Here is a 19,666-nt window from a genome sequence, read left to right on the forward strand (position 1 = left end):
CAACGCCCCCCAGAGGAGGCACCGAAGATGTCCGAACTTGATCTGAGTGGCCAGGGCCGCACACCCGAGACGCCCGCGCCCGACGCGCTGGTGCTCGAAGCGCCCGCCCCCGCACCCGTCGTCCAGGAGCAGCAGGCCGTCCAGGCCGTGAAGGTCGCGCCCGAGGCGCAGACCGAGATCGAGAAGAAGGCGCAGTCCTTCGTGACCGAGCTGACCTCGATGGACATGAAGGCACCGGCGTTCACCGAGAAGGTCAACTCGATCGTGCTGATGGGCGACTCGGACATCCGGCGTTCCTCGGAGGTCTCCAACCGGATGCTGCAGCGTCCGGCGGCCTCGTCCGGCGACAAGACCAGCCCGCAGGGCAAGGTCAGCGGCACGCTGATCGACCTGCGCCGCACCGTCACCGACCTCGACCCGAACCGCGCGGACCTCAAGGGCATGAAGAAGGTCCTGAAGTGGCTGCCCGGCGGCAGCAAGATCGACAACTACTTCGCCAAGTACCAGTCCGCGCAGTCGCACCTGGACGCCATCATCCGGGCGCTCGCCTCCGGCCAGGACGAGTTGCGCAAGGACAACGCCTCCATCGAGATGGAGCGCGGCAACATGTGGCAGGCCATGCAGAAGCTGGGCGAATACAACCAACTCGCAACGGCATTGGACACTGCGATCGAGCAGAAGATCGCCGAGCTGCAGGCCGCCGGGAAGACCGAGGAGGCCGACACCATGAAGTCCGACGTGCTCTTCGCGGTGCGTCAGCGGCGGCAGGACATCATGACCCAGATGGCCGTGTCGGTGCAGGGCTACCTCGCCCTGGACCTGGTGCGCAAGAACAACCAGGAGCTCATCCGCGGCGTGGACCGGGCGCAGACGACGACGGTCGCCGCGCTGCGTACGGCGGTCATCGTGTCGCAGGCGCTCGCGCAGCAGAAGCTCGTGCTGGACCAGATCACCTCGCTCAACACCACCACCTCCAACCTCATCGAGTCGACCTCGCTGCAGTTGAAGCAGCAGGGCGCCGAGATCAACCAGCAGGCCGCGAGCAGCGGTGTCGAGGTGGAGAAGCTGCAGCGGGCGTTCGACAACGTCTTCCAGACGATGGACGCCATCGACACCTTCCGCACCGAGGCCACGGCGAACATGGCGCAGACGATCACGGCGCTGCAGGGCCAGGTCGAGCGCGCCAAGCCTTACCTGGAGCGCTCGATGCGCTCCCAGGGCATGGACGCCTCGACCAGCGCGCAGCTCGGCGGGGGCCAGCCTTCGCAGGGTCAGATCGGCTCCTGAGCCGTGGGTCTGCTCTCCCGGCTCTTCGAGCCGGACCAGCAGCCCGGGCAGCACCGCGACCCGGCCGCCTCCACGGGGCCGGGTCCGGGCGCTGCCCGGGAGCACGACGACAGCGTACCGGCTCTGAGGAAGCAGACCCAGGCCCTCGTGCTGGAGATCAACGCGAGCGCCGGCGACTTGCCGCCCATCGCAGTGGTGCTCGCGCGGGCCGTGACGGATACCGTTGCGAGCGTGCTGGATTCCCCGGAGGTCGATCGCCTGGACATCGGTGTGCGGGTGGCGGTGCACGCCGTCCTGATCGACTACGTGCCGGGATCGATCCGCAGCTACATCGGAGCCGTGCGCGCCGCAGGCGACCCGGCCGTGCACGCGGCCACGGACGCGGTCGTGGAGCAGCTCACCACCCTGCGCGCCAGCGTCGGCGACCTGGCGGCCGCCAGCAATGAGCGCGACCTGCAGGCGCTGCAGGTGCACGGCCGGTTCCTGCAGGACAAGTTCGGCGGCTCGGAGCTCGACCTGTGAACGGTGCGACCGCATGGTGACCGCCCTGCCCAAGGGCGCGAACGCCTCTCTCACGAAAGAGAATCCGGGCCTTCGCGGCGTCGTGGTCGGCGTCGACTGGGACGCCGGCCCCGAGCGGGTGCTCGCCGACGCGCTGACCCTGATGACGATCCTGTGCGACCAGCGGGGCAAGGCCCTGTCCGACGACCACGTCGTCTACTTCAACCAGCTTGTGTCGGCCGACCTGTCGACCGCGCAGCTACAGGAGGCGCTCGGCGACGACGACGAGCAGTTGGAGATCGAGCTGAGTGCCGTCCCGCCGGAGGTCGACCGGATCGTGGTGGTCGTCTACGTCAACGAGGGAGTGACCGGTCGCCGGACCCTCGGGCAGCTGCGCCGGTGCACGCTGCGAGTGCTCAACCTCGACGGTGGCGGTGTGCTCCTGCAGACGGTCGATCTGGCCGCCGGGTTGGACAGCGAGACGGCCGTCGCCCTCGGGCAGGTCTACCGGCGCGGCGAGGAGTGGAAGTTCAAGGCGCTCGGCGCCGGCTACTCCACCGGACTCGCCGGCGTGGCCAAGGACTTCGGCGTCTCGCTGTGACCACCCGCACCGACCTGCCCTACCTGCGTCGCCGGGTCCGGCCCACGGCACCGGCTGCCGCACCCGCAGCAGCCTCGACCGCATCCGAGGCCTCCGCGGTCCCGACCCCTGCACCGTCCGGTACGGCGGTCGCGGACTTCCTGTCCGGGCGCTCGGTGCGCCCGGGTCGAGAGCGTCCTGCGCCAGAGTCGTCGCCGACGCCGGCTCCGACCGCGTCGTTGGATCTCGGCGCACCGACCGCATCCACGCCGTCCATCCCGGCCCCCGGTGCGAGCAGCACCTCCCTGGACCTCGGTGGCGATCAACCGGCCGCTCCCACCCCGACGTCCACCTCCAGCACCTCCCTCGATCTTGGCGGCGACGGGCCGGCCGCCCCGGACACCTCGGCGCCCCGCCGGCCGGTCGCGCCGCTGGGCGGACACACCAGGGAGCAGCCCTACGACCTGCGGCTGCCCACGATCACCGAGCACGAGCGCCGGGTGTTGAGCGCAGCCGACCGGGTGGTCCACCTCACCCGGATGCAGTCCGCGGTCGGGCGACTGCGTATCGAACCTGCCCTCGGCGCGGGCGAGCACCTCGACCTCGGGTGCGTGCTGGAGACCATCGACCGGCAGGAGTCGATCGTGCTCGGCACCCTGAACCGGCAGGGCCCGGACCCACGGCGACCGATGGTGCGCTGCGGCGGCCAGGGCGTCGAGATCGACCTGCGCCGGATCCTGTCCCTGTCCCGCCTGCTCGTGGTCGCCGTCGCGCCCCGACTACCCGGCGGCACGCTCGTGGTCACGACGTACGGCGGCTCCCGGATGGAGATCCCGCTGCCGGTCAGGGCGACCCTGGGCGCCCAGGCGCTGCTCACCGCGTACGTCGTCCAGGGACGACTTGTGCTGCGGGCGGAACTGGATCCGTTTTCCGGGACGTTGCAACAGGTGTGCGGGGCCTACGGTTATACGGACCTGACGTGGCGCGACCCCGCGACCCCGTTGGTGTGAGGCAGGGGGCTCTCGTCGTTCGTGGGCCCGCGGTGATCGATCTGAGACGAAGGAATCGGCAATGGCAGTCAGCTTGAGCAAGGGCGGCAACGTTTCACTGGCGAAGGCAGCCCCCGGCATGACCAACGTCGTGGTCGGGCTGGGCTGGGACCCGCGGACGACCGACGGCGCGCCGTTCGACCTGGATGCCTCGGCGCTGATCTGCGGCCAGGACGGCAAGGTGCGCACCGACCTCGACTTCGTCTTCTACAACAACCTGTCCGGCGACAACGGCTCGGTCAACCACCAGGGTGACAACCGCACCGGCGAGGGCGGCGGGGACGACGAGCAGATCGTGGTCAACCTCGCGGCCGTCTCACCGGACGTCGCCAAGATCGTCTTCCTGGCCTCCATCGACCAGGCCGACTCCCGTGCGCAGAACTTCGGGCAGGTCTCCGACGCCTACATCCGCTTCTTCGACGCCGACGACGCCAACAACGCCGAGAAGGGCGCGCGCTTCGACCTGGGCGAGGACGCCTCCACCGAGACCGCGCTCATCTTCGGCGAGCTCTACAAGAACGGCGCCGAGTGGAAGTTTCGCGCCGTCGCGCAGGGGTACTCCTCCGGCCTGGCCGGCGTCATCTCCGATTTCGGCATCTCCGCGGGCTGACACGCCCCGGCGTACGACGGCCGTCACCGTCGTACCTCCCACTCCCTGAAGGGACCTCATGTCCACGCTCAAACACTTCCGTGTCGATTTCGTCGTCGCCGCGGTCGTGCTCGTCATCGCCTTCTTCTACGACGGGGTCGACGCGGTCTCCCTGACCGCGATCCTGATCGTGCTGGAGATCGTCTTCTCCTTCGACAACGCGGCGGTCAACGCCAAGTACCTGGAGAAGATGAACGACTTCTGGCAGAAGATGTTCCTGACCGTCGGTGTGCTCGTCGCCGTCTTCGGCATGCGGCTGATCTTCCCGTTCGTCATCGTCTGCCTCTCCGGGCAGATCAGCCCGGTGCAGGCCGTGCATCTCGCGCTCGAACGCGGCAACCACAACACCCCCGGCACCTACGGCTACATCCTCGACCAGGCCCACCCGGCCATCGCGGCGTTCGGCGGGATGTTCCTGCTGCTGCTCTTCCTGGACTTCATGTTCGACGGTGACAAGGAAGTGCACTGGCTTGGCCCGATCGAGCGGGCGCTGCAGCGCATCGGCGCCCTCGACATGCTCGGGGTCATCGTGGCCGGCATCGGACTGCTGGTCGCGGCCGAGTTCCTCACCACCGGCGGGGAGAAGGCGACCGTGCTCTTCTCCGGCGTCCTCGGCATCGTGCTTTACCTCGCCGTGAACGGTCTGTCCTCGGTGATGGAGGACCAGGAGGCGGCCAAGGACGAGCAGTTGGAGCAGCAGACCAACGCCCGCGGCACCATCCTGCTCGCCGGCAAGGCCGCGCTGTCGCTCTTCTTCTTCCTGGAGGTGCTCGACGCGACGTTCTCCTTCGACGGCGTCATCGGGGCCTTCGCGATCACCCCGGACCCGATCATCATCGCCATGGGCCTCGGCGTCGGGGCGCTCGCGGTCCGCTCGCTGACCGTCTACCTGGTGCGCAACGGCACTCTCGCCGAGTACCGCTACCTGGAGAACGGCGCCCACTGGGCCATCGGCGCACTGGCCGTCATGTTGATCCTGACCATCAAGTTCCACCTGGGCGAGGTCGTCATCGGCGGCACCGGCATCGCCTTCATCCTCGCGGCCTGGCTCACCTCGGTGCGCGAGAACAAGAAGCGCGACGACCACGACCAGCACAGGACCGAATCCATCGACCAGACACCGGCGTCTGCCGTGAACGGAGCATCGAAACAATGACGATCAATCTGAACAAGGGTCAGTCGGTCAACCTGGCCAAGCAGGACGGCGGATCGCTCACGCGTGTCCGGATGGGCCTCGGCTGGGACGCGAAGATCGTCACCAAGAAGGGTCTCTTCGGCGGCAGCAAGCAGGTGCAGCGCGACATCGATCTGGACGCCTCGGCCATCCTGATCGGCGCGGGCAACGTGCTCGACATCGTCTACTTCGGCAAGCTGCGATCGAGCGACGGCTCGATCCAGCACACCGGTGACAACCGCACGGGCGCCGGCGACGGCGACGACGAGTCGATCATCGTGGACCTGCCGGCCGTCGCGGGATCGGTCGAGCAGATCGTCTTCGTGGTCAACTCCTACAGCGGCGAGAACTTCACCGAGATCGACAACGCCTTCGTCCGCGCGGTCGACTCCGCTGCCGGCGACACCGAGCTGGTCCGCTACGAGCTGACGGGCACGGGGCCGCACACCGCCATGGTGATGGCCAAGTTGACCCGCTCCGGCTCCGGCTGGAGCTTCACCGCCATCGGTCAGCCGGGTCAGGGCCGGGTGGCGCAGGAACTGGTGCCGCTCGCCCTCTCGGCGATCTGAGCCGGCACCCGCGCGCCCTCAGCCTGGACATCTGGGGCACGTTGATCGGCAGCGACCCGTCGTTCAAGCCGGCGCGCAACGAGATGTTGCGGTCCGCGCTGGCTCCGGGCGTCGCCGCGGGCGACTTCGACGTCGCGTTGCGCACGGCCGACCGGGACGGCGACGAGCTGTCGATGGCGACCGGCCGCGACGTCGGATTCGACCAGCGGGTGGGGCTCGTCCTGGATCGGCTGGGGGTCGGTGCTTCCGCGCTCGGTGACCGATCGGCGTACCTCCTGGCACGCCAGGCCGAGCTCGCGTCGGCCCAACCGCCGCGGCCGTTGACCCCTTCGCTGCCGAGTCTGCTGGGCGCGGTCGCCGAGCGGATGCCGGTGGTGCTGACCAGCAACACCGGCATGCTTCCGGGGGAGTTGATGCGCAAGCTGCTGCGGCTAGCGGGTTTCGCCGATGATCTGTGGATGGTCTTCTCGAACGAGGTGGGAGCCGCCAAACCGTCGCGCGAGATCTTCGACGTCGCGGTGGACCTGGTCGGTCTGCCCGCTGGAGAGGTGCTGCATATCGGCGACAACCCTGTCGCCGACGTCGAAGGAGCCCGGGCCGCCGGGCTGCAGACCCTGCTCGTCGAGCCCGACGGGATGGCGCTCGCGGCGCGGCTGCAGACGATGGCATGCCTCTGACGACACCGACGTCGCTCTGGACCCTCACGGGCACTCCGGACGACGTGCGATCCCTCGACGCGCACGATTACTTCGATCACGCGGCGTACTCCCTGATGAAGCACGGCGACGGCGCCGCGATCCACGGGCTCGGAGTGCGCCTCGGCAGGCACCTGCTGCACGAGCACGGCGACGAGCTGCTCGCCGACGCCGTGCCCGTCTTCCCCGTCGCGTATCTCGCGGTGCCTCCCGCGTGCTGGTATCTCGCGTCCGAGGCGCTGGCCGTGGTCGACGACGCGCGCGCGTCCCGCGGGCTTCCGCCGGGTCGTCTGGTGCACGTGCGCAAGGACTCGGTCACGGCCGGCGACTACGCCGCCTCCAGCGAGCAGCAGCGGCGCGCGGAGCTGGCCGGCATCGGATTCGAGGTGCGCGAGTCGCTGGCCGGGTGCGTCGCTGTGGTCGTCGACGACGTCCGCGTGACCGGGCTGGCCGAGCAGACGATCGTGTCCGCCCTGTCGAGTGCGGGCCCCGTCACGGTGCTGCCGGCGTACGTCGCGGTGTGCACCACACAGCTGGCCGCCGCCCCCTATGTGGAGCGGGTCCTCAACCACACGGCAGTCGAGTCACCGCTGGACCTGCTGCCCGCGATCGAGGCCGACCGCTTCTGCCTCACCATCCGCTTCCTCAAGTTCGCGCTCGCCAGCCCCGATCTCGCCGAGTTCGTCGCGCGCTGCCCGCAACCGGTGCTCCTGCAGATGTACGACGGGGTGCTCGCCACCGGCGCCGCGTTCGCCGATGCGTACGCACCCGGGGTCGCGACGCTGCGGGCAGGACTGGGCGAGTTCCGCTACGCCCTCGCACGACTGCACCCCCGCGACACGGCGCTCCCCGGCGAGGACAGCCCAGTGGGGGCGGCGTCGTACAGCCGGTTCAAGCACGGGAGCGGTTCCGTCGCAGCTCGATTCGCCCGGCTTCTCGCGCAGCAGTACGCCGACCACCACGATCTGTCCTCGACGCCGCGCGTCTGGGTGACGGGGTCGGGATACGCCGCGGTCCCGCCGGCGGCGGCCGCCTTGGTGGCCCCGTTCGTCGCGGCGCTCGCGGAGCTGGTGCCGGGACTGCAGGTGCGGGAGCTGCGGGTGCACCGCTCGGGTCGCACGCCCGGGGACTACGCGGCGATGAGCCCGGCGGATCGGGACGCCGCGCTGCGCGACGACTGCATGTACGTCGAGGACGGCGCCGACCTGCGCGGCGAGCTCGTGGTCGCCCTGGACGACATCCGCGTCACCGGGACCCACGAACGCGCGATGAACGCGTGCCTCACCGCGGCGGGCGCGCGGTGGATCGATCATCTCTACCTGGTGGACGCCGCCGCGTTCGCGACGGCACCGCAACTGGAGTCGATGCTGAACGCCGCGGCGGTCGAGGGGCTCGACGACCTGCTGGCGATCGTGCGAGCCGATGACTTCGTGCCCAACGCCAGGGTGTGCCGGCGAGTGCTCCGGTTGCCGCCCGAGGAACTGGTGAGGTTCGTCGAGCAGGCGCCTCCGGAGGTGCTGCGATGGGTCGGCGACGCGATCGAGGCCGACCACCTCGCCGACGTCGAGCAGTTCGCGGACGGCGTACGCCGATTGCGCGGTCTGGCCGCGATTCGGCACTGACCCGGAGCCGCCATCTCGTAGGCTGCGGCGACGGTCGAGAGGGGGCTGACCTGCATGAGCACTGACGGACAGCCGGGGCCGCTGCACCGCAACCACGCGTTCATGGTCCTGCTGCTCGGTCAGACGGCATCCTCCATCGGTTCCTCGATGACCGGCCTGGTCTTCCCGCTCATCGGTTACGCCCTCACCGGGTCCACGCTCCTCGCGGGAGTGGCGGCCACGTCGGTGCTCGTCGGAGAGCTGGCCGGCCGGCTGGTCTCCGGCGCGCTGGTCGACCGGTGGGCCAAGCGGCGGGTCATCGTCCTCGCCAACCTGACCGCCGCACTCGCCGTCGCGAGTCTGGCCGCCGCGGAGCTGCTCGGCCACCTCGTGCTGGCCCATCTGATGATCGCCGGCCTCGTGCTCGGACTGGCCGACTCGTTCCTCGCCCCGGCCTCGTCCGCCTCGGTGCGCCAGGTGGTCCCGCCCGAACAGCTGCCGCTGGCCTACACCCGACTGCAGGCGCGCGACCACGTCGCGAGCCTGGTCGGCCCACCGCTCGGCGGCGCGCTCTACTCGATCGCCCGCAGCGTCCCGTTCGTGGTGGACACCGTCAGCTACCTGGCGTACGCCGCCGGAGCGAGCCGGCTGCGCACCGATCTGCGGTCCGACGCACCCACCGGCAACTCCCTGCTGACCGACGCCCGTGCGGGCGTGCACTTCGTCTGGCACCACCACGTCGTACGGTCCGTGCTCCTGTGGGGCGGGCTGTTCAACTTCGCGATGGCGTACGTGTTCACGGCGGTGACCCTGCGCCTGGTCCGGGCGGGTGTGACGCCGGCAGCGATCGGGCTGGTCGACACCTGCGCGGCCGCTGCAGGACTCCTCGGTGCCGTCATCGCGCCCACGATCGTCGCCCGGTTCCGTAGCGGCCTGCTGACGATCGTGACCGGCCTGGCACTCGCACTGCTCGTCGCGCCGATGGGTCTCACCATCAACGTCGTCGTGACAGGCGCGCTCTTCGCGGCTGGGTTCCTGCTGCTCCCGGCGAACAACTCGGCCATCTCGGCCTACATCTCGAACGCCACTCCGCAGCACCTGCAGGCCCGGGTGAACGCCGCCAGTGGGCTGGTCGCGCTCGGCTTCGCGCCCCTGGCGCCTCCGGTGGCCGGTGTCCTCATCATCGCCCTGGGCGACGTCGGCTCGATGCTCGCCGGGTCGGTCTTCCTCTTCCTCAGCCTCGTGCCGCTGCTGACCGACCGCGAGGTCGTCGCGCTCGGGCGTCCGGACACCTGGCGGCCTGCACCGTGACGCAGGTATCACTGAGGGACACACGTCTTCCTGTGTCCCTCGGACTTAGCCGTGCCACCGTGAACCGGGCCCACGACGGCGTACTCACCGGTAGCTTGAGCAGATGGAGACCACGACGCAGCGGGTGCATGCCTTCACCGACGACGCTCTCGGGCAGGACGACGCCACCGGTGTCGCGGCGCGCATCGCGTCCGGCGCGATCAGCGCGAGCGAGGCGGTCGATGCCGCGATCGCCCGCAGCGAGGCCGTCGAGCAGCACCTCAGCGGACTGCGGTTCGAGGACTTCGACCGGGCGCGCAAACGGGCGGCCGACGGTGCCGGCGGCGCGTTCGCCGGAGTGCCGACACTGCTGAAGGACAACATCATGGTCGGCGGGATGCCGATGACCCAGGGGTCTCGCGCGTTCGCGATGACCCCGCACCCGAAGGACGGCCCGGTCGCGAGCCAGTTCCGGGCGACCGGGCTCATCCCGATCGGCACCTCGACGATGCCGGAGTTCGGGTGGACCTGCTCCACCGAGACCCTCGAGTACAGCACCCACAACCCGTGGCACACGTCGTACTCCTCCGGCGGCAGCTCGGGTGGTTCGGCGGCGTACGTCGCGGCGGGTGTCGTGCCGATCGCGCACGGCAACGACGGCGGTGGTTCCATCCGGATCCCCGCGCACGCCTGTGGTCTGATCGGGTTGAAACCGACCCGTGGGAGGCTGCGGATCGAGACCGCGGACCGGGTGATGCCCGTACGCGTCGTCAGCCAGTCGGTGCTGGCCCGCTCGGTGCGCGACGTCGCCGGCTTCTTCGCGGCCGCCGAGCAGGTGCACCGCAACCGGCTGCTCAAGCCGATGGGGCTGGTCGACCAGCCGCAGGCGAGGCCGTTGCGCATCGGGCTGCTCATCGACTCACCGGCCGTGCAGACCCGCACCGATCCTGAAACCCGCACTGCCATTGAAGGATTCGCGCGCCGGCTGGAGGACCTCGGCCACCATGTCGAACCGTACGAGCTGAAGCTGCCGTCCTATTTCAAGGACGACTTCTCGTCGTACTGGATGCTGCTCGGGCTGCTGGCCTCCAGCGGCACGGACCGGATCTTCGGTGAGGGGTACGACCCCGAGCGGCTGGAGGGGCTCACCAAGTACCTGGGCGCGCAGGGCAGGAAGCGGCTGCTCAAAATGCCCGTCTCGCTGTCGCGGTTGCTCGCCTCCGACGTCGTCTCACGGGTGCAGATGTACCGCGGTCCGGACCTGATCGTGTCGCCGGTGCTGACCGGTACGACGCCCCAGCTGGGCTACCTCGGCGCGGACATCGATCCCGCGCTGCACTTCGAGCGGCTCGTCGACCTGTGCGCGTTCACCCCGTTGCACAACGCGACCGGTGCGCCGGCGATCTCCCTGCCGGTGGGCCAGACCGCCGACGGCCTGCCCATCGGCGCGATGGTGTCGGGCACCCACGGCGACGACGCACTGCTACTGCGCCTGGCGTTGCAGGTGGAGGCCGCTCACCCCTGGCGTCGTATCCAGGACTGACAAAGACAGCGAGCCGTCGGACGTCACCGTCCGACGGCTCGCTGTCGATCCGGCAGCTGTGGCCGGAGGGGACTGCTACCGGCCGGCGCGCGCTGCCTTCTTGGCCTTCGGTTCGGCATCGTGCCAGCCCTGCTTCGCGCCCGAGACGATCCCACTGGCCCGGCGCTTGACGGCGCGACCGTAGCGCCGCGCGAACGCCTGGCTCGGGGCCGTCCCCGACGGGGCGGCGGGAGCCGGTGCGGGGGCGGCAGCCGGAGCGGCGGCGGGGGCCGGCTCGGGTGCGGCTGCCACCGGCTCGGCCTTGCCCGGGTACCAGTACGGCGCCCAGAGCTTCGACAGGCCCGCGCGCTTGTCGTCCTTGACCTCGGCAGGCATGTCGCGAACGACAATTCCGACCGCCGCGAGCTCGTCGATGATCTGCGGGGTGAACGGCCGCTTGCGCCACGCGTCGACGATGTAGGTGCGGGTCTTGAGGTAGTCCAGGTACCGGCGCCCGTGCTTGTCGTTCGCGCCGAGGTGGGCGAAGACGGCCATCCGCTCGTCGTGCGCGGGTGCGACCTCCTCCGGCGGGAAGGCGTTCCACTCGTCCGGCTCGGGGAACCGCGCGCTCGGGTCCTTGAGCAGCGTGCCCGCGCCGGAGTGGGTCATCCGCATGCTCCACACCAACAGGTCGTTCGGGCTGTTCTGGCAGTAGAGCGTCGGTCCGGTCTCCAGGTCGCAGATGTCCTGCGATCCGACCTTCAGGTTGAGCCCGCCGGTGTGTTCGGTGTGGTCCTGCAGGTAGATGCCGAACCGCAGCTGCGTGTACCGGTCGTCCCAGTCGGGCGCGTCCGGGTCCAGGCGGTCGGTGTTGTCCTTGTGCCAGGCACGGATGACGCCGTTGATGGTGGCCGAGCTGTCACCGCCGTACAACACCTCGTCGGTGTCCAGGAGCTTCTTCGCGACCGCGGCCATCCGACCGTCTGCGAGGACGTGCCGCATCGGCGAGGTCGCCAGCTCCCCACCGCCGGACCCGCAGTGCTCGCGCACCTCCGAGCGCATCTGCTCGACCTCCGCGTCGGTGTAGACGTCGGGCAGGATCGCGTACCCCTTGCGCCAGAACTCCGCAACGTCCAGATCCGCCAACGCTTGTTCAAACATACAAACCTCCCGGTCGTGTTCGTCAGTCCGAGCCGCGTCGAACACGGCTGCAGCTCAGACCCCATGGTCCACCACCTCGATGTGTGGTGACATGCCTTTGCACTGTGTGTCTCAGGTGGACGCTGCCGGCCCCCGACCCCTGTGGCAGGAATGATGGTCGAGTCGACGCCTGCGTCGCGCCAACCGCGTCGGCGAGTCCCGAAAAGGTCGAGGAACGACGCTCTCAAGCTCCGGCGCGGTCCACGGTCCCCTACGCGGAGGTAGGGGTGACCTCGCCCATCTCGCCCCAACCATGCTGCGGCGTCTCGAAATTGACGATCTGCGGTGTCGATGCGACATGGTCGCCGAGCATCGCGGTCGCCGTCTTGAAGTGCTCGCTCTGCACGTGCCGTGCGCCGGCATCGGAGTCCTCGAACGCCTCCACCAGGGTGAAGACGTTGTCGGCGTCCACGCTGCGGCTCCACTCGAAGAAGAGGCACCCGTCCTCGGCGCGGGTCGCCTGCGTGAAGTCGTCCACGATGTCCAACCACCGCGACGCGGATTCGGGCCGGACGGTCCACTTGACCACGATGAAGATCATCGATCGACTGTAACCGCGGGATCAGAGCGCGATCCGGTATCGGGAGATCTTGCGGTAGAGGGTCGCGCGCGACATCCCCAGCTCGGTCGCCGCGTGCGCGACGGTCGCGCCCGGCGCCGCCAGGCACCGCACGATCTCATCCCGCTCGAAGGCCTCGATCCGGGTCAGCACGTGGTCGCCGCCGCTCACCACCCCGGCCGGCAGGTGGCGGACGTCGACCAGGTCGCTGCGCGCGGCGGCGTCGCGGACGACCGTGCGCAGCTCCGCGACATTGCCCGGCCACGATGCGGCGCCGAGCGCCCGCATCGCCCGCGGTGTGAAGCCGACGTCGCGGTGGCGCAACTGCCGCGCGAAGAACGCCGCCAGCGGCGCCACGTCGTCGGCGCGGTGCCGCAGCGGCGGCGCCTCGACCACCGTGTGCACGGCCTCCCTCAACGGGCTGGGGATCGTCTCGTACGACGTGGCGGTGACGATGAGGGGATGCGGGCGCCGATCCCGGCCTCCGGCGTCCGCCACCAGCTGCGTGGCCGCCCAGGAAGGCAGGGTGTCTGCCGCTGAGACCACGACGCCGATGTCGTCGGCGCGCAGCTCCGGTGACCACAGCGCCATCCAGCCGGAGACGTCCGACGGTCGAGGCGCTCGGGCGACCAGCACCCTGCCCCGACGGTTGCCCGCGCGCCTGCCGAGCATCGCGAGCGTCGTACGTCCGCTGCCCGACTCGCCGACGACCGCCACCAGGCCTCCGGTCGCCAGCGCCGCTATGGTCTCGGCGCGAGCGGCGCTCCACCCGATCGAGACGCACGGGTCCTCCGCGCCGAGCGGGCGCTCGCCGGTGAGCACGTGGAAGACCTCGCCGCGCGGCGCGGGTTGCTCGTGCAGGCCCACGCTGCGCACCTGCATCAGCGAGGTGGTGTTCGCGGACGCCGATTGCGCGAGGGCGAGCAGCAGGTGCGAGGAGGTCTGCGACCAGGTCGTGAGGTTGATGCAGCCGAGCAGCCGCCCGTCGCCAGGGTCCATCACGGGGGCGGCCGCGCAGGTGTACCGGCGCAGCGGCGCCACGTAGTGGTCGCCTCCGCGGACCAGGGCCGGCACCTGATCAGCCAGGGCCAGCGCCAGGCCGTTGGTGCCCGCCGTCCGCTCGTCGTAGTAGAAGCCGGGCGCCAGGTGCACCCGGTCCAGCGAGTGCTCGATGCGGCTGTCGTCGGACCAGCGGGTGAGGACGAGCCCGTGCGGGTCGGTGAGCATCACACCGACCGGCTCGTCGGCGAGCGTGGTGCGCAGCCCCTGCAGCACCCGAGCGCCGCACTCGAAGAAGAGCGACCCGGTCGGCAACTCGTCGGCGTACACCTCGGCGACCTCCTCGGGGGAGACGCCGTACTGCTCGCTGCGGGCCCAGGACGCGCGCATCCGGCCAGACCTGCCTGATCCGGGCAGTCCGCCCGGGCCTGAGCCGGAGAGTTCTTCGCCCACGGACGTGCCCTTCGCACCCTGTCTCAAAGTGAGACACCGCACCTGGTCGGTGTGGCGTGCATCACACCTAGCGTCTCCAGTGTGAACCCGTTCGCGCGCGTTGTCCCCTGCTGCTGCGAACCCCAGGTCTAGGAGGATCCATGTACACCAAGGACGGCGAGAACTACTTCATCCTCGATGCGCACGTGGCGCTGTGGGATGCCCGCCCGGAGAACCAGCTCAACGTGCACGGCAAACAGTTCATCGACTGCTTCTACGACTACCACCGCAATCTCAGCCCGGAGTCGGAGGTCTGGCCGTACGAGGACTACCTCTACCAGGGCGGCGACCGGCTGATAAAGGACCTGTTCGAGGACGGGTACGTCGACCACGCGATCTTCCAGCCCGCCTACCTGGGCGAGTTCTACAAGAACGGCTTCGGGCAGACCGAGGAGGCGTCCGCGCTGACGAAGGCGCACCCGGACAAGCTCACCTACAACCACAGCTTCGATCCGCGCAACGGCGAGGCCGGCCTGGACCAGCTGCGAGCCGACGCGGAGCGCTTCGACCTCCAGGGCGTGAAGCTCTACACCGCCGAGTGGCACGGGGACTCGCGCGGCTACAAGCTGTCCGACGCGTGGGCCTACCGGTACTTCGAGCTCTGCCAGGAGCTCGGCATCAAGAACATCCACGTGCACAAGGGCCCGACGATCCGCCCCCTGGACCGGGACGCGTTCGACGTCTCCGACGTGGACCACGCGGCGACCGACTTCACCGACCTCAACTTCGTGGTCGAGCACTGCGGCCTGCCGCGGCTGGAGGACTTCTGCTGGATCGCCACCCAGGAGCCGAACGTCTACGCAGGGCTCGCGGTCGCGATGCCGTTCATCCACACCCGGCCGCGTTACTTCGCCCAGATCATCGGCGAGCTCATCTACTGGCTCGGCGAGGACCGCATCTTCTTCTCCAGCGACTACGCGCTGTGGACGCCGAAGTGGCTGGTCGAGCAGTTCGTGGACTTCCAGATCCCGTCGGACATGACGGAGTACGGCCAGCTGACCGTGGAGCAGAAGAAGAAGATCCTCGGCCTCAACGCCGCCAAGCTCTACGACATCCCGGTGCCGACCGAGCTGCAGGTACCGGACGCCGACGAGACCAAGACCGGCCCGCGCGAGCCGGAGTCCGCCGACCTGGCCTCGGTCTGACGGGATGGGCGCGGTACTCACCGGGGCGCGGTACGACGACGTCCGCCGCGCGCTCGACACCGTGATCGATCCCGAGCTCGACGAACCGGTCACCGACCTGGGGTTCGTGGCGTCGGTGGCGGTCGACGGCCGGCGCGTGGAGGTGCACCTGCGGTTGCCGACGTCGTTCTGCTCGCCGAACTTCGCGTGGCTGATGGTGTCGGACGCGTACGACGCGGTGTCCGCCGTCGACGGGGTGGAGCACGTGGTCGTCGAGCTGGACGACCACCACGACTCCGACCTGATCAACCGCGGGCTCGCGGCCGGTGCCGGCTACAAGGGCACGTTCAAGCACGAGGCGCTCGACAACCTGGACGAGCTGCGGGCGACGTTCCAGCGCAAGGCGCACACGGCGGCGATGGAGCGTGCGCTCACGGCGTACCTGCGGGCCGACCCGACGCGCACCGAAGCCGACCTCGCCGACGTGCGCCTCGGTGACCTGCCGGACGATTCGGGCACGGAGGCCTTGGTACACCGCCGCGAAACGCTGGGTCTGCCGGTCGATGCCGACGCATCGGTGCTGTTGAACGACGACGGCACCCGGCCGACCCGCGAGCAGGCCAGTCCCGTTCTTCGGCGGGCGCGTTCGGTGCGCATCTCGGTCGACGGCAACGCCCACTTCTGCCGGGGGCTGCTCGCCACCCGGTATCCCGGCGCGGAGGACGACCAGGTCCCGCGCGCCGACGACGCCCACCCGCTGCTGCCCCTGTCCGTCCTGTCCTGAGAAAGAGGTCTCGCCGTGAGAGCCGTCCGTGTCACTGGGTACCACCAGCCGTTGGAGATGGGGGAAGTCGACAAGCCCACCGCCGACGGCCCGCACGACGTCGTCGTACGGATCGGCGGGGCCGGGGTGTGCCGCACCGACCTGCACATCCTGGAAGAACAGTGGGCCGAGAAGTCGCAGGTCGAGCTGCCCTACACGATCGGCCACGAGAACGCAGGCTGGGTCGACGCGATCGGGTCCGCCGTGACGAACGTCGCGGTGGGGGACAAGGTGATCCTGCATCCGCTGGTCACCTGCGGGCTGTGCCGCGCGTGCCGCGCCGGTGACGACGTGCACTGTGAGAACTCGAAGTTCCCCGGGATCGACACCAACGGCGGGTACGCCGAGTACCTCCTGACCTCGGCGCGCAGCTGCGTGCGGATCGACGACGCGCTCGAGCCTGCCGACGTCGCGGCGCTCGCGGACGCCGGGCTCACGGCGTACCACGCCGCGGCCAAGGCGGCGCTGCGCCTGCGGGCCGGCGACAAGTGCGTGGTGATCGGCGCAGGAGGCCTGGGGCACATCGGGATTCAGGTCATGCACGCCATCTCACCGGCCGAACTGATCGTCGTCGACCGCAATCCCGACGCGGTGAAGCTCGCGCTGTCGATCGGCGCGGATCACGCGGTGGTCGGCGACGGCAGTCAGGTCGACCAGGTCATGGAGCTGACCGGCGGCAAGGGCGCAGAGGTCGTCATCGACTTCGTCGGCGAGGGTGGCTCGACCAAGGAGGGCATCGCGATGACCCGGCAGGGCGGCGACTATCTGATCGTGGGGTACGGCGAGAACATCGACGTGCCGACGATCGACCTGGTCTCCACCGAGGTCAACATCATCGGCAACCTGGTCGGCAGTTACAACGACCTGGTCGAGCTGATGGCGCTCGCCGCGCAGGGCAAGGTCACGCTGCACACCGCGAAGTACCCGCTGGACGATTTCCAGAAGGCAATCGACGACCTGGACAACGGAAGGGTCCGCGGCCGCGCGATCCTCATCCCCTGACGCTCTTCACGTCAGAGGAGATCCAGTCGGTTGCAACTCGTCGTAGTCTCGGTTGACCGCTAGACGGGACTAGACCTTGTTCGGCGCGCAACATCGGGGGAGCTTCAGGCGCCGTCGAACTCCTCGCCGTTGAACACTGCGGCAAGCCGATGGGGCGAGCCGGGACCGAAGATCATCTGCACGTCCTGGTGGGCCTCGGTAGCGGACTTCGCGGCGCGCTCGAACATGATGGGTTCGTACGCAGCGATGGCGGCGTCGACGTTGTCGGGGTTGTGCGCGATGGCGAGACCGAGTTCCGCGCCGTCGAGCATGGCGTTATTGGCCCCGTTGCCGCCGGGAACGGTCGGGTGTCCCGCGTCGCCGACCAGCGTTACTCCATGCCGGGCGTCCCACCGGTGCTCGTCGGGGAGTTCGTAGATCGCGCGAAGGATCGGGTCGGTGTCGCTGTCGGCGATGAGCGAGCGCAGCACGGGCGACCACTCCTTGAACTCGCCAGCTATGGCCGCGCGCGTGGCGTCGGGGTCGGTGAAGTCGAATTGGTCGAACCATTCGGCCGGGTGGTCGAGGTTGACGTAGGTGTGGATGCGGTCGTCGGCTTCGCGATGGGCCAGGAAGCCCTTGCCCGGCTCGAGGGCATACAACGATCCGGCACCCACCGCTGCGGCCGTCTCGGGGTGGCGCACGTCGACGTCCTCGAGGTACGTGTCGATGTAGCTCATTCCGGAGTACCGCGGCTGCGCGTCAGATACCAGCGACCGCACCTTCGACCAGACGCCATCTGCGCCCACCAGGACGGCGGAGGTGACCTGAGTTCTGTCTGCGAACGACAGGACGAAGGCACCGTCGTCGGCGGGTTGGACCGCGCTGAGCTTCTTGCCCCACCGGATGGTCCCGCCGGCAGTGAGTTCAGCAGGATGCGGCGGATGTCACCGCGCAAAGCTTCGGGCTTGTCCGCGTTCGCCTCGTCGGGCAGTTCGGCCAGCGTCGTGTTGTGCCGATCTGCGACTCGGGCGGCGGCCGCGCCCTGGTGGACGATGGCGGCGAACTCTTGCCCGAGACCGGCGAGTTGCAGCGCCCGTTGCCCCGTCTCCTCGTGCAGGTCAATCTGCCCGCCTTGTGCACGTGCACCCGCCGAGGCTTCTAAGTCATAAACCGTCGCAGCCACCCCGTTCAGCTGCAGAACGCGCGCAAGGGTCAGGCCGCCGAGACCGGCGCCCACGATGGCAATCGGGTTCATTACGTACCTCCTGCTGCAGCTGTCTTGCATTGGTGCGGGGTGCCTAGGCTTCGAGCGTGCCGCAGGAGGATGACCGTCGCCAGGGACTGCACCGGCTGCTCACGTTCAGCGACTCGGTCGTGGCCATCGCCATCACCCTGGTGGCACTGGCCCCTGGGGGACCGCGCCTGCGACGTGTCCCGGGGATCAGCTTCGACGTTCCTGCAGGGCGGCAGCCTGAACAATGGCGTTCATGGCCACGATCACGCTCCTGACCTCCGCCGCCGCGAGAGACCGCGAAAATTCTGAGATCACCTTGCTGTCGAAATCGCTGACCCAGCTGGGTGTGGCTACGCGCACAGCGTCCTGGACCGATACAGACGCTGCCGAGCTCGGCGCAGGCGACATCGCGATCATCCGCACGACATGGGACTACACCTCTCGCGTTGCCGAGTTCCTGGCATTCGTCGACGCCCTGCCCGTCGTGCATAACCCGGCCGAGGTCATCCGCTGGAACTCCCACAAGGGCTATTTGGTTGAGCTGGCAGGCGCGGGTGTGCCCGTGGTTCCCACCGTTCTCGTGAGGTCGGTCGACGGACTGGATCCGGCGACCATACTGGAATCGGCAAGGGGGGCGTTCACCACATCGGACATCATCGTGAAGCCGGCGGTGGCGGCCAGCGCCCGGGGCATGGGACGCTTCGCGCTTGATTCCAGCCTCGATCTCAGCCGCGCTATCGACCATGTCCGCGGCCTGTCTGATGAGGGAGACGTGCTCGTTCAACCGTTTCAGCCTGACATCGCGGACGGTGAACGATCGCTCATCTTCTTCGCCGGCCAGTTCGCCCACGCGATGCTCAAGACGCCCGCACCCGACGATTTTCGGGTTCAGGCGCGGTGGGGCGGAACGAGCGTGGCCTACATGCCCACGGACCCCGAGCTCGAAGCTGCGCATGCTGCAGCCGCAGCAGCTCCTGGCGGGGCGAAGTCGCTTCTATACGCACGGGTAGACCTCGTCGGACCCGCCAGCGCCCCCTCGGTCATGGAACTGGAACTCGTCGAGCCCGACCTGTTCCTCAGCAGCGGGGCCGGAAACGCTGACGCATTTGCTCAAGCGATCGCGGGACTTGTCGCATCCTGACTTTGTTACAGAGCACGGGCCAGCGTCACGACTGTCGTTCTGAGGTACACCCCAAACCGACATCCCCAGGAGGCATGAAAGCGTCCGTCAGGGTCCAGATTGGCAGTTCTCGGACAGATGGGTCCGCAGCCTCCGCCGCGAACGGAACCCACTGCTTATTTCGACGGGGATTGTCGGTCAGGTCCCCGCTGGC

The 19,666-nt window shown here is 69.1% G+C and carries 19 protein-coding genes and 1 pseudogene; 15 read left to right on the top strand and 5 right to left on the bottom strand.

Features of this window, described 5'->3' with window-relative positions; translation table 11 throughout:
• The first annotated feature begins 27 nt into the window (after positions 1-27).
• From HNR15_RS00105 to HNR15_RS00155, 11 genes are all read left to right on the top strand, one after another.
• Positions 28-1,287 (top strand): toxic anion resistance protein, encoded by a 1,260-nt coding sequence (locus HNR15_RS00105; RefSeq protein WP_179478054.1) that lies wholly within the window; start codon positions 28-30, stop codon positions 1,285-1,287.
• Between the two features lie 3 nt (positions 1,288-1,290).
• Positions 1,291-1,809, top strand: a complete 519-nt coding sequence (locus HNR15_RS00110) for a hypothetical protein (RefSeq protein WP_179478056.1) — start codon at positions 1,291-1,293, stop codon at positions 1,807-1,809.
• A 13-nt stretch (positions 1,810-1,822) separates the two neighbouring features.
• On the top strand, positions 1,823-2,389 hold the full coding sequence (locus HNR15_RS00115; RefSeq protein WP_179478058.1) for a TerD family protein: 567 nt from the start codon (positions 1,823-1,825) through the stop codon (positions 2,387-2,389).
• Positions 2,386-3,378 (top strand): hypothetical protein, encoded by a 993-nt coding sequence (locus tag HNR15_RS00120; protein ID WP_179478060.1) that lies wholly within the window; start codon positions 2,386-2,388, stop codon positions 3,376-3,378. Before HNR15_RS00115 ends, HNR15_RS00120 begins: the two co-directional genes overlap by 4 nt.
• A 61-nt stretch (positions 3,379-3,439) precedes the next feature.
• Positions 3,440-4,027 carry a TerD family protein gene (locus HNR15_RS00125; RefSeq protein ID WP_179478062.1) on the top strand — a complete coding sequence of 196 codons (588 nt, stop codon included), beginning with the start codon at positions 3,440-3,442 and terminating at the stop codon, positions 4,025-4,027.
• A 58-nt stretch (positions 4,028-4,085) separates the two neighbouring features.
• Positions 4,086-5,222 (top strand): DUF475 domain-containing protein, encoded by a 1,137-nt coding sequence (locus tag HNR15_RS00130; RefSeq protein WP_179478071.1) that lies wholly within the window; start codon positions 4,086-4,088, stop codon positions 5,220-5,222.
• Positions 5,219-5,809: a TerD family protein gene (locus tag HNR15_RS00135; RefSeq protein WP_179478073.1), complete on the top strand. Its 591-nt coding sequence runs from the start codon at positions 5,219-5,221 to the stop codon at positions 5,807-5,809. Before HNR15_RS00130 ends, HNR15_RS00135 begins: the two co-directional genes overlap by 4 nt.
• A 23-nt stretch (positions 5,810-5,832) precedes the next feature.
• Positions 5,833-6,486, top strand: a complete 654-nt coding sequence (locus HNR15_RS00140) for an HAD family hydrolase (protein ID WP_343048595.1) — start codon at positions 5,833-5,835, stop codon at positions 6,484-6,486.
• A complete protein-coding gene (locus tag HNR15_RS00145) occupies positions 6,477-8,126 on the top strand; it encodes a phosphoribosyltransferase family protein (RefSeq protein WP_179478077.1) in 1,650 nt (549 codons plus the stop codon). The genes HNR15_RS00140 and HNR15_RS00145 overlap by 10 nt, the downstream gene beginning before the upstream one ends.
• Positions 8,127-8,180: 54 nt before the next feature.
• Complete coding sequence (locus tag HNR15_RS00150) at positions 8,181-9,416, top strand: MFS transporter (protein WP_179478079.1); 1,236 nt, start codon at positions 8,181-8,183, stop codon at positions 9,414-9,416.
• 103 nt (positions 9,417-9,519) lie between these two features.
• Positions 9,520-10,938, top strand: coding sequence for an amidase (locus HNR15_RS00155; RefSeq protein ID WP_179478081.1), 1,419 nt, complete (start codon positions 9,520-9,522; stop codon positions 10,936-10,938).
• A 75-nt stretch (positions 10,939-11,013) separates the two neighbouring features.
• Here the strand turns inward: HNR15_RS00155 and HNR15_RS00160 are convergent, their stop codons facing one another.
• The 3 genes from HNR15_RS00160 to HNR15_RS00170 all read right to left on the bottom strand — a co-directional run bounded on the left by HNR15_RS00160 (position 11,014) and on the right by HNR15_RS00170 (position 14,065).
• Positions 11,014-12,078: a phytanoyl-CoA dioxygenase family protein gene (locus HNR15_RS00160; protein ID WP_179478083.1), complete on the bottom strand. Its 1,065-nt coding sequence runs from the start codon at positions 12,076-12,078 to the stop codon at positions 11,014-11,016.
• Positions 12,079-12,328: 250 nt separating this feature from the next.
• A complete protein-coding gene (locus HNR15_RS00165) occupies positions 12,329-12,658 on the bottom strand; it encodes a putative quinol monooxygenase (protein WP_179478085.1) in 330 nt (109 codons plus the stop codon).
• 21 nt (positions 12,659-12,679) lie between these two features.
• Positions 12,680-14,065: an AAA-type ATPase lid domain-containing protein gene (locus HNR15_RS00170; protein WP_179478087.1), complete on the bottom strand. Its 1,386-nt coding sequence runs from the start codon at positions 14,063-14,065 to the stop codon at positions 12,680-12,682.
• A 203-nt stretch (positions 14,066-14,268) separates the two neighbouring features.
• On the opposite strand from HNR15_RS00170, the gene HNR15_RS00175 reads away from it, so the two are divergent.
• From HNR15_RS00175 to HNR15_RS00185, 3 genes are read left to right on the top strand one after another with little or no spacing between them, the layout of a single operon-like run.
• Positions 14,269-15,312 (top strand): amidohydrolase family protein, encoded by a 1,044-nt coding sequence (locus tag HNR15_RS00175; RefSeq protein WP_179478089.1) that lies wholly within the window; start codon positions 14,269-14,271, stop codon positions 15,310-15,312.
• A 4-nt stretch (positions 15,313-15,316) separates the two neighbouring features.
• Positions 15,317-16,075: a metal-sulfur cluster assembly factor gene (locus HNR15_RS00180; RefSeq protein WP_179478091.1), complete on the top strand. Its 759-nt coding sequence runs from the start codon at positions 15,317-15,319 to the stop codon at positions 16,073-16,075.
• Positions 16,076-16,090: 15 nt separating this feature from the next.
• Positions 16,091-17,116 carry an NAD(P)-dependent alcohol dehydrogenase gene (locus tag HNR15_RS00185; RefSeq protein WP_179478093.1) on the top strand — a complete coding sequence of 342 codons (1,026 nt, stop codon included), beginning with the start codon at positions 16,091-16,093 and terminating at the stop codon, positions 17,114-17,116.
• A gap of 104 nt (positions 17,117-17,220) precedes the next feature.
• Here HNR15_RS00185 and HNR15_RS17855 read toward each other — a convergent pair whose 3' ends face one another.
• Both HNR15_RS17855 and HNR15_RS18700 read right to left on the bottom strand, forming a co-directional pair.
• Positions 17,221-18,003: an FAD-dependent oxidoreductase gene (locus HNR15_RS17855; protein WP_343048596.1), complete on the bottom strand. Its 783-nt coding sequence runs from the start codon at positions 18,001-18,003 to the stop codon at positions 17,221-17,223.
• Between the two features lie 230 nt (positions 18,004-18,233).
• Positions 18,234-18,383 (bottom strand): annotated as a pseudogene (locus HNR15_RS18700) (NAD(P)-binding protein); the annotation flags it as partial.
• 202 nt (positions 18,384-18,585) lie between these two features.
• On the opposite strand from HNR15_RS18700, the gene HNR15_RS00195 reads away from it, so the two are divergent.
• Positions 18,586-19,473, top strand: a complete 888-nt coding sequence (locus HNR15_RS00195) for an ATP-grasp domain-containing protein (protein WP_179478095.1) — start codon at positions 18,586-18,588, stop codon at positions 19,471-19,473.
• The last annotated feature ends 193 nt before the right edge of the window (positions 19,474-19,666 follow it).

The organism is Allobranchiibius huperziae (assembly GCF_013410455.1).
GTDB classification, from domain to species: Bacteria; Actinomycetota; Actinomycetes; order Actinomycetales; family Dermatophilaceae; genus Allobranchiibius; species Allobranchiibius huperziae.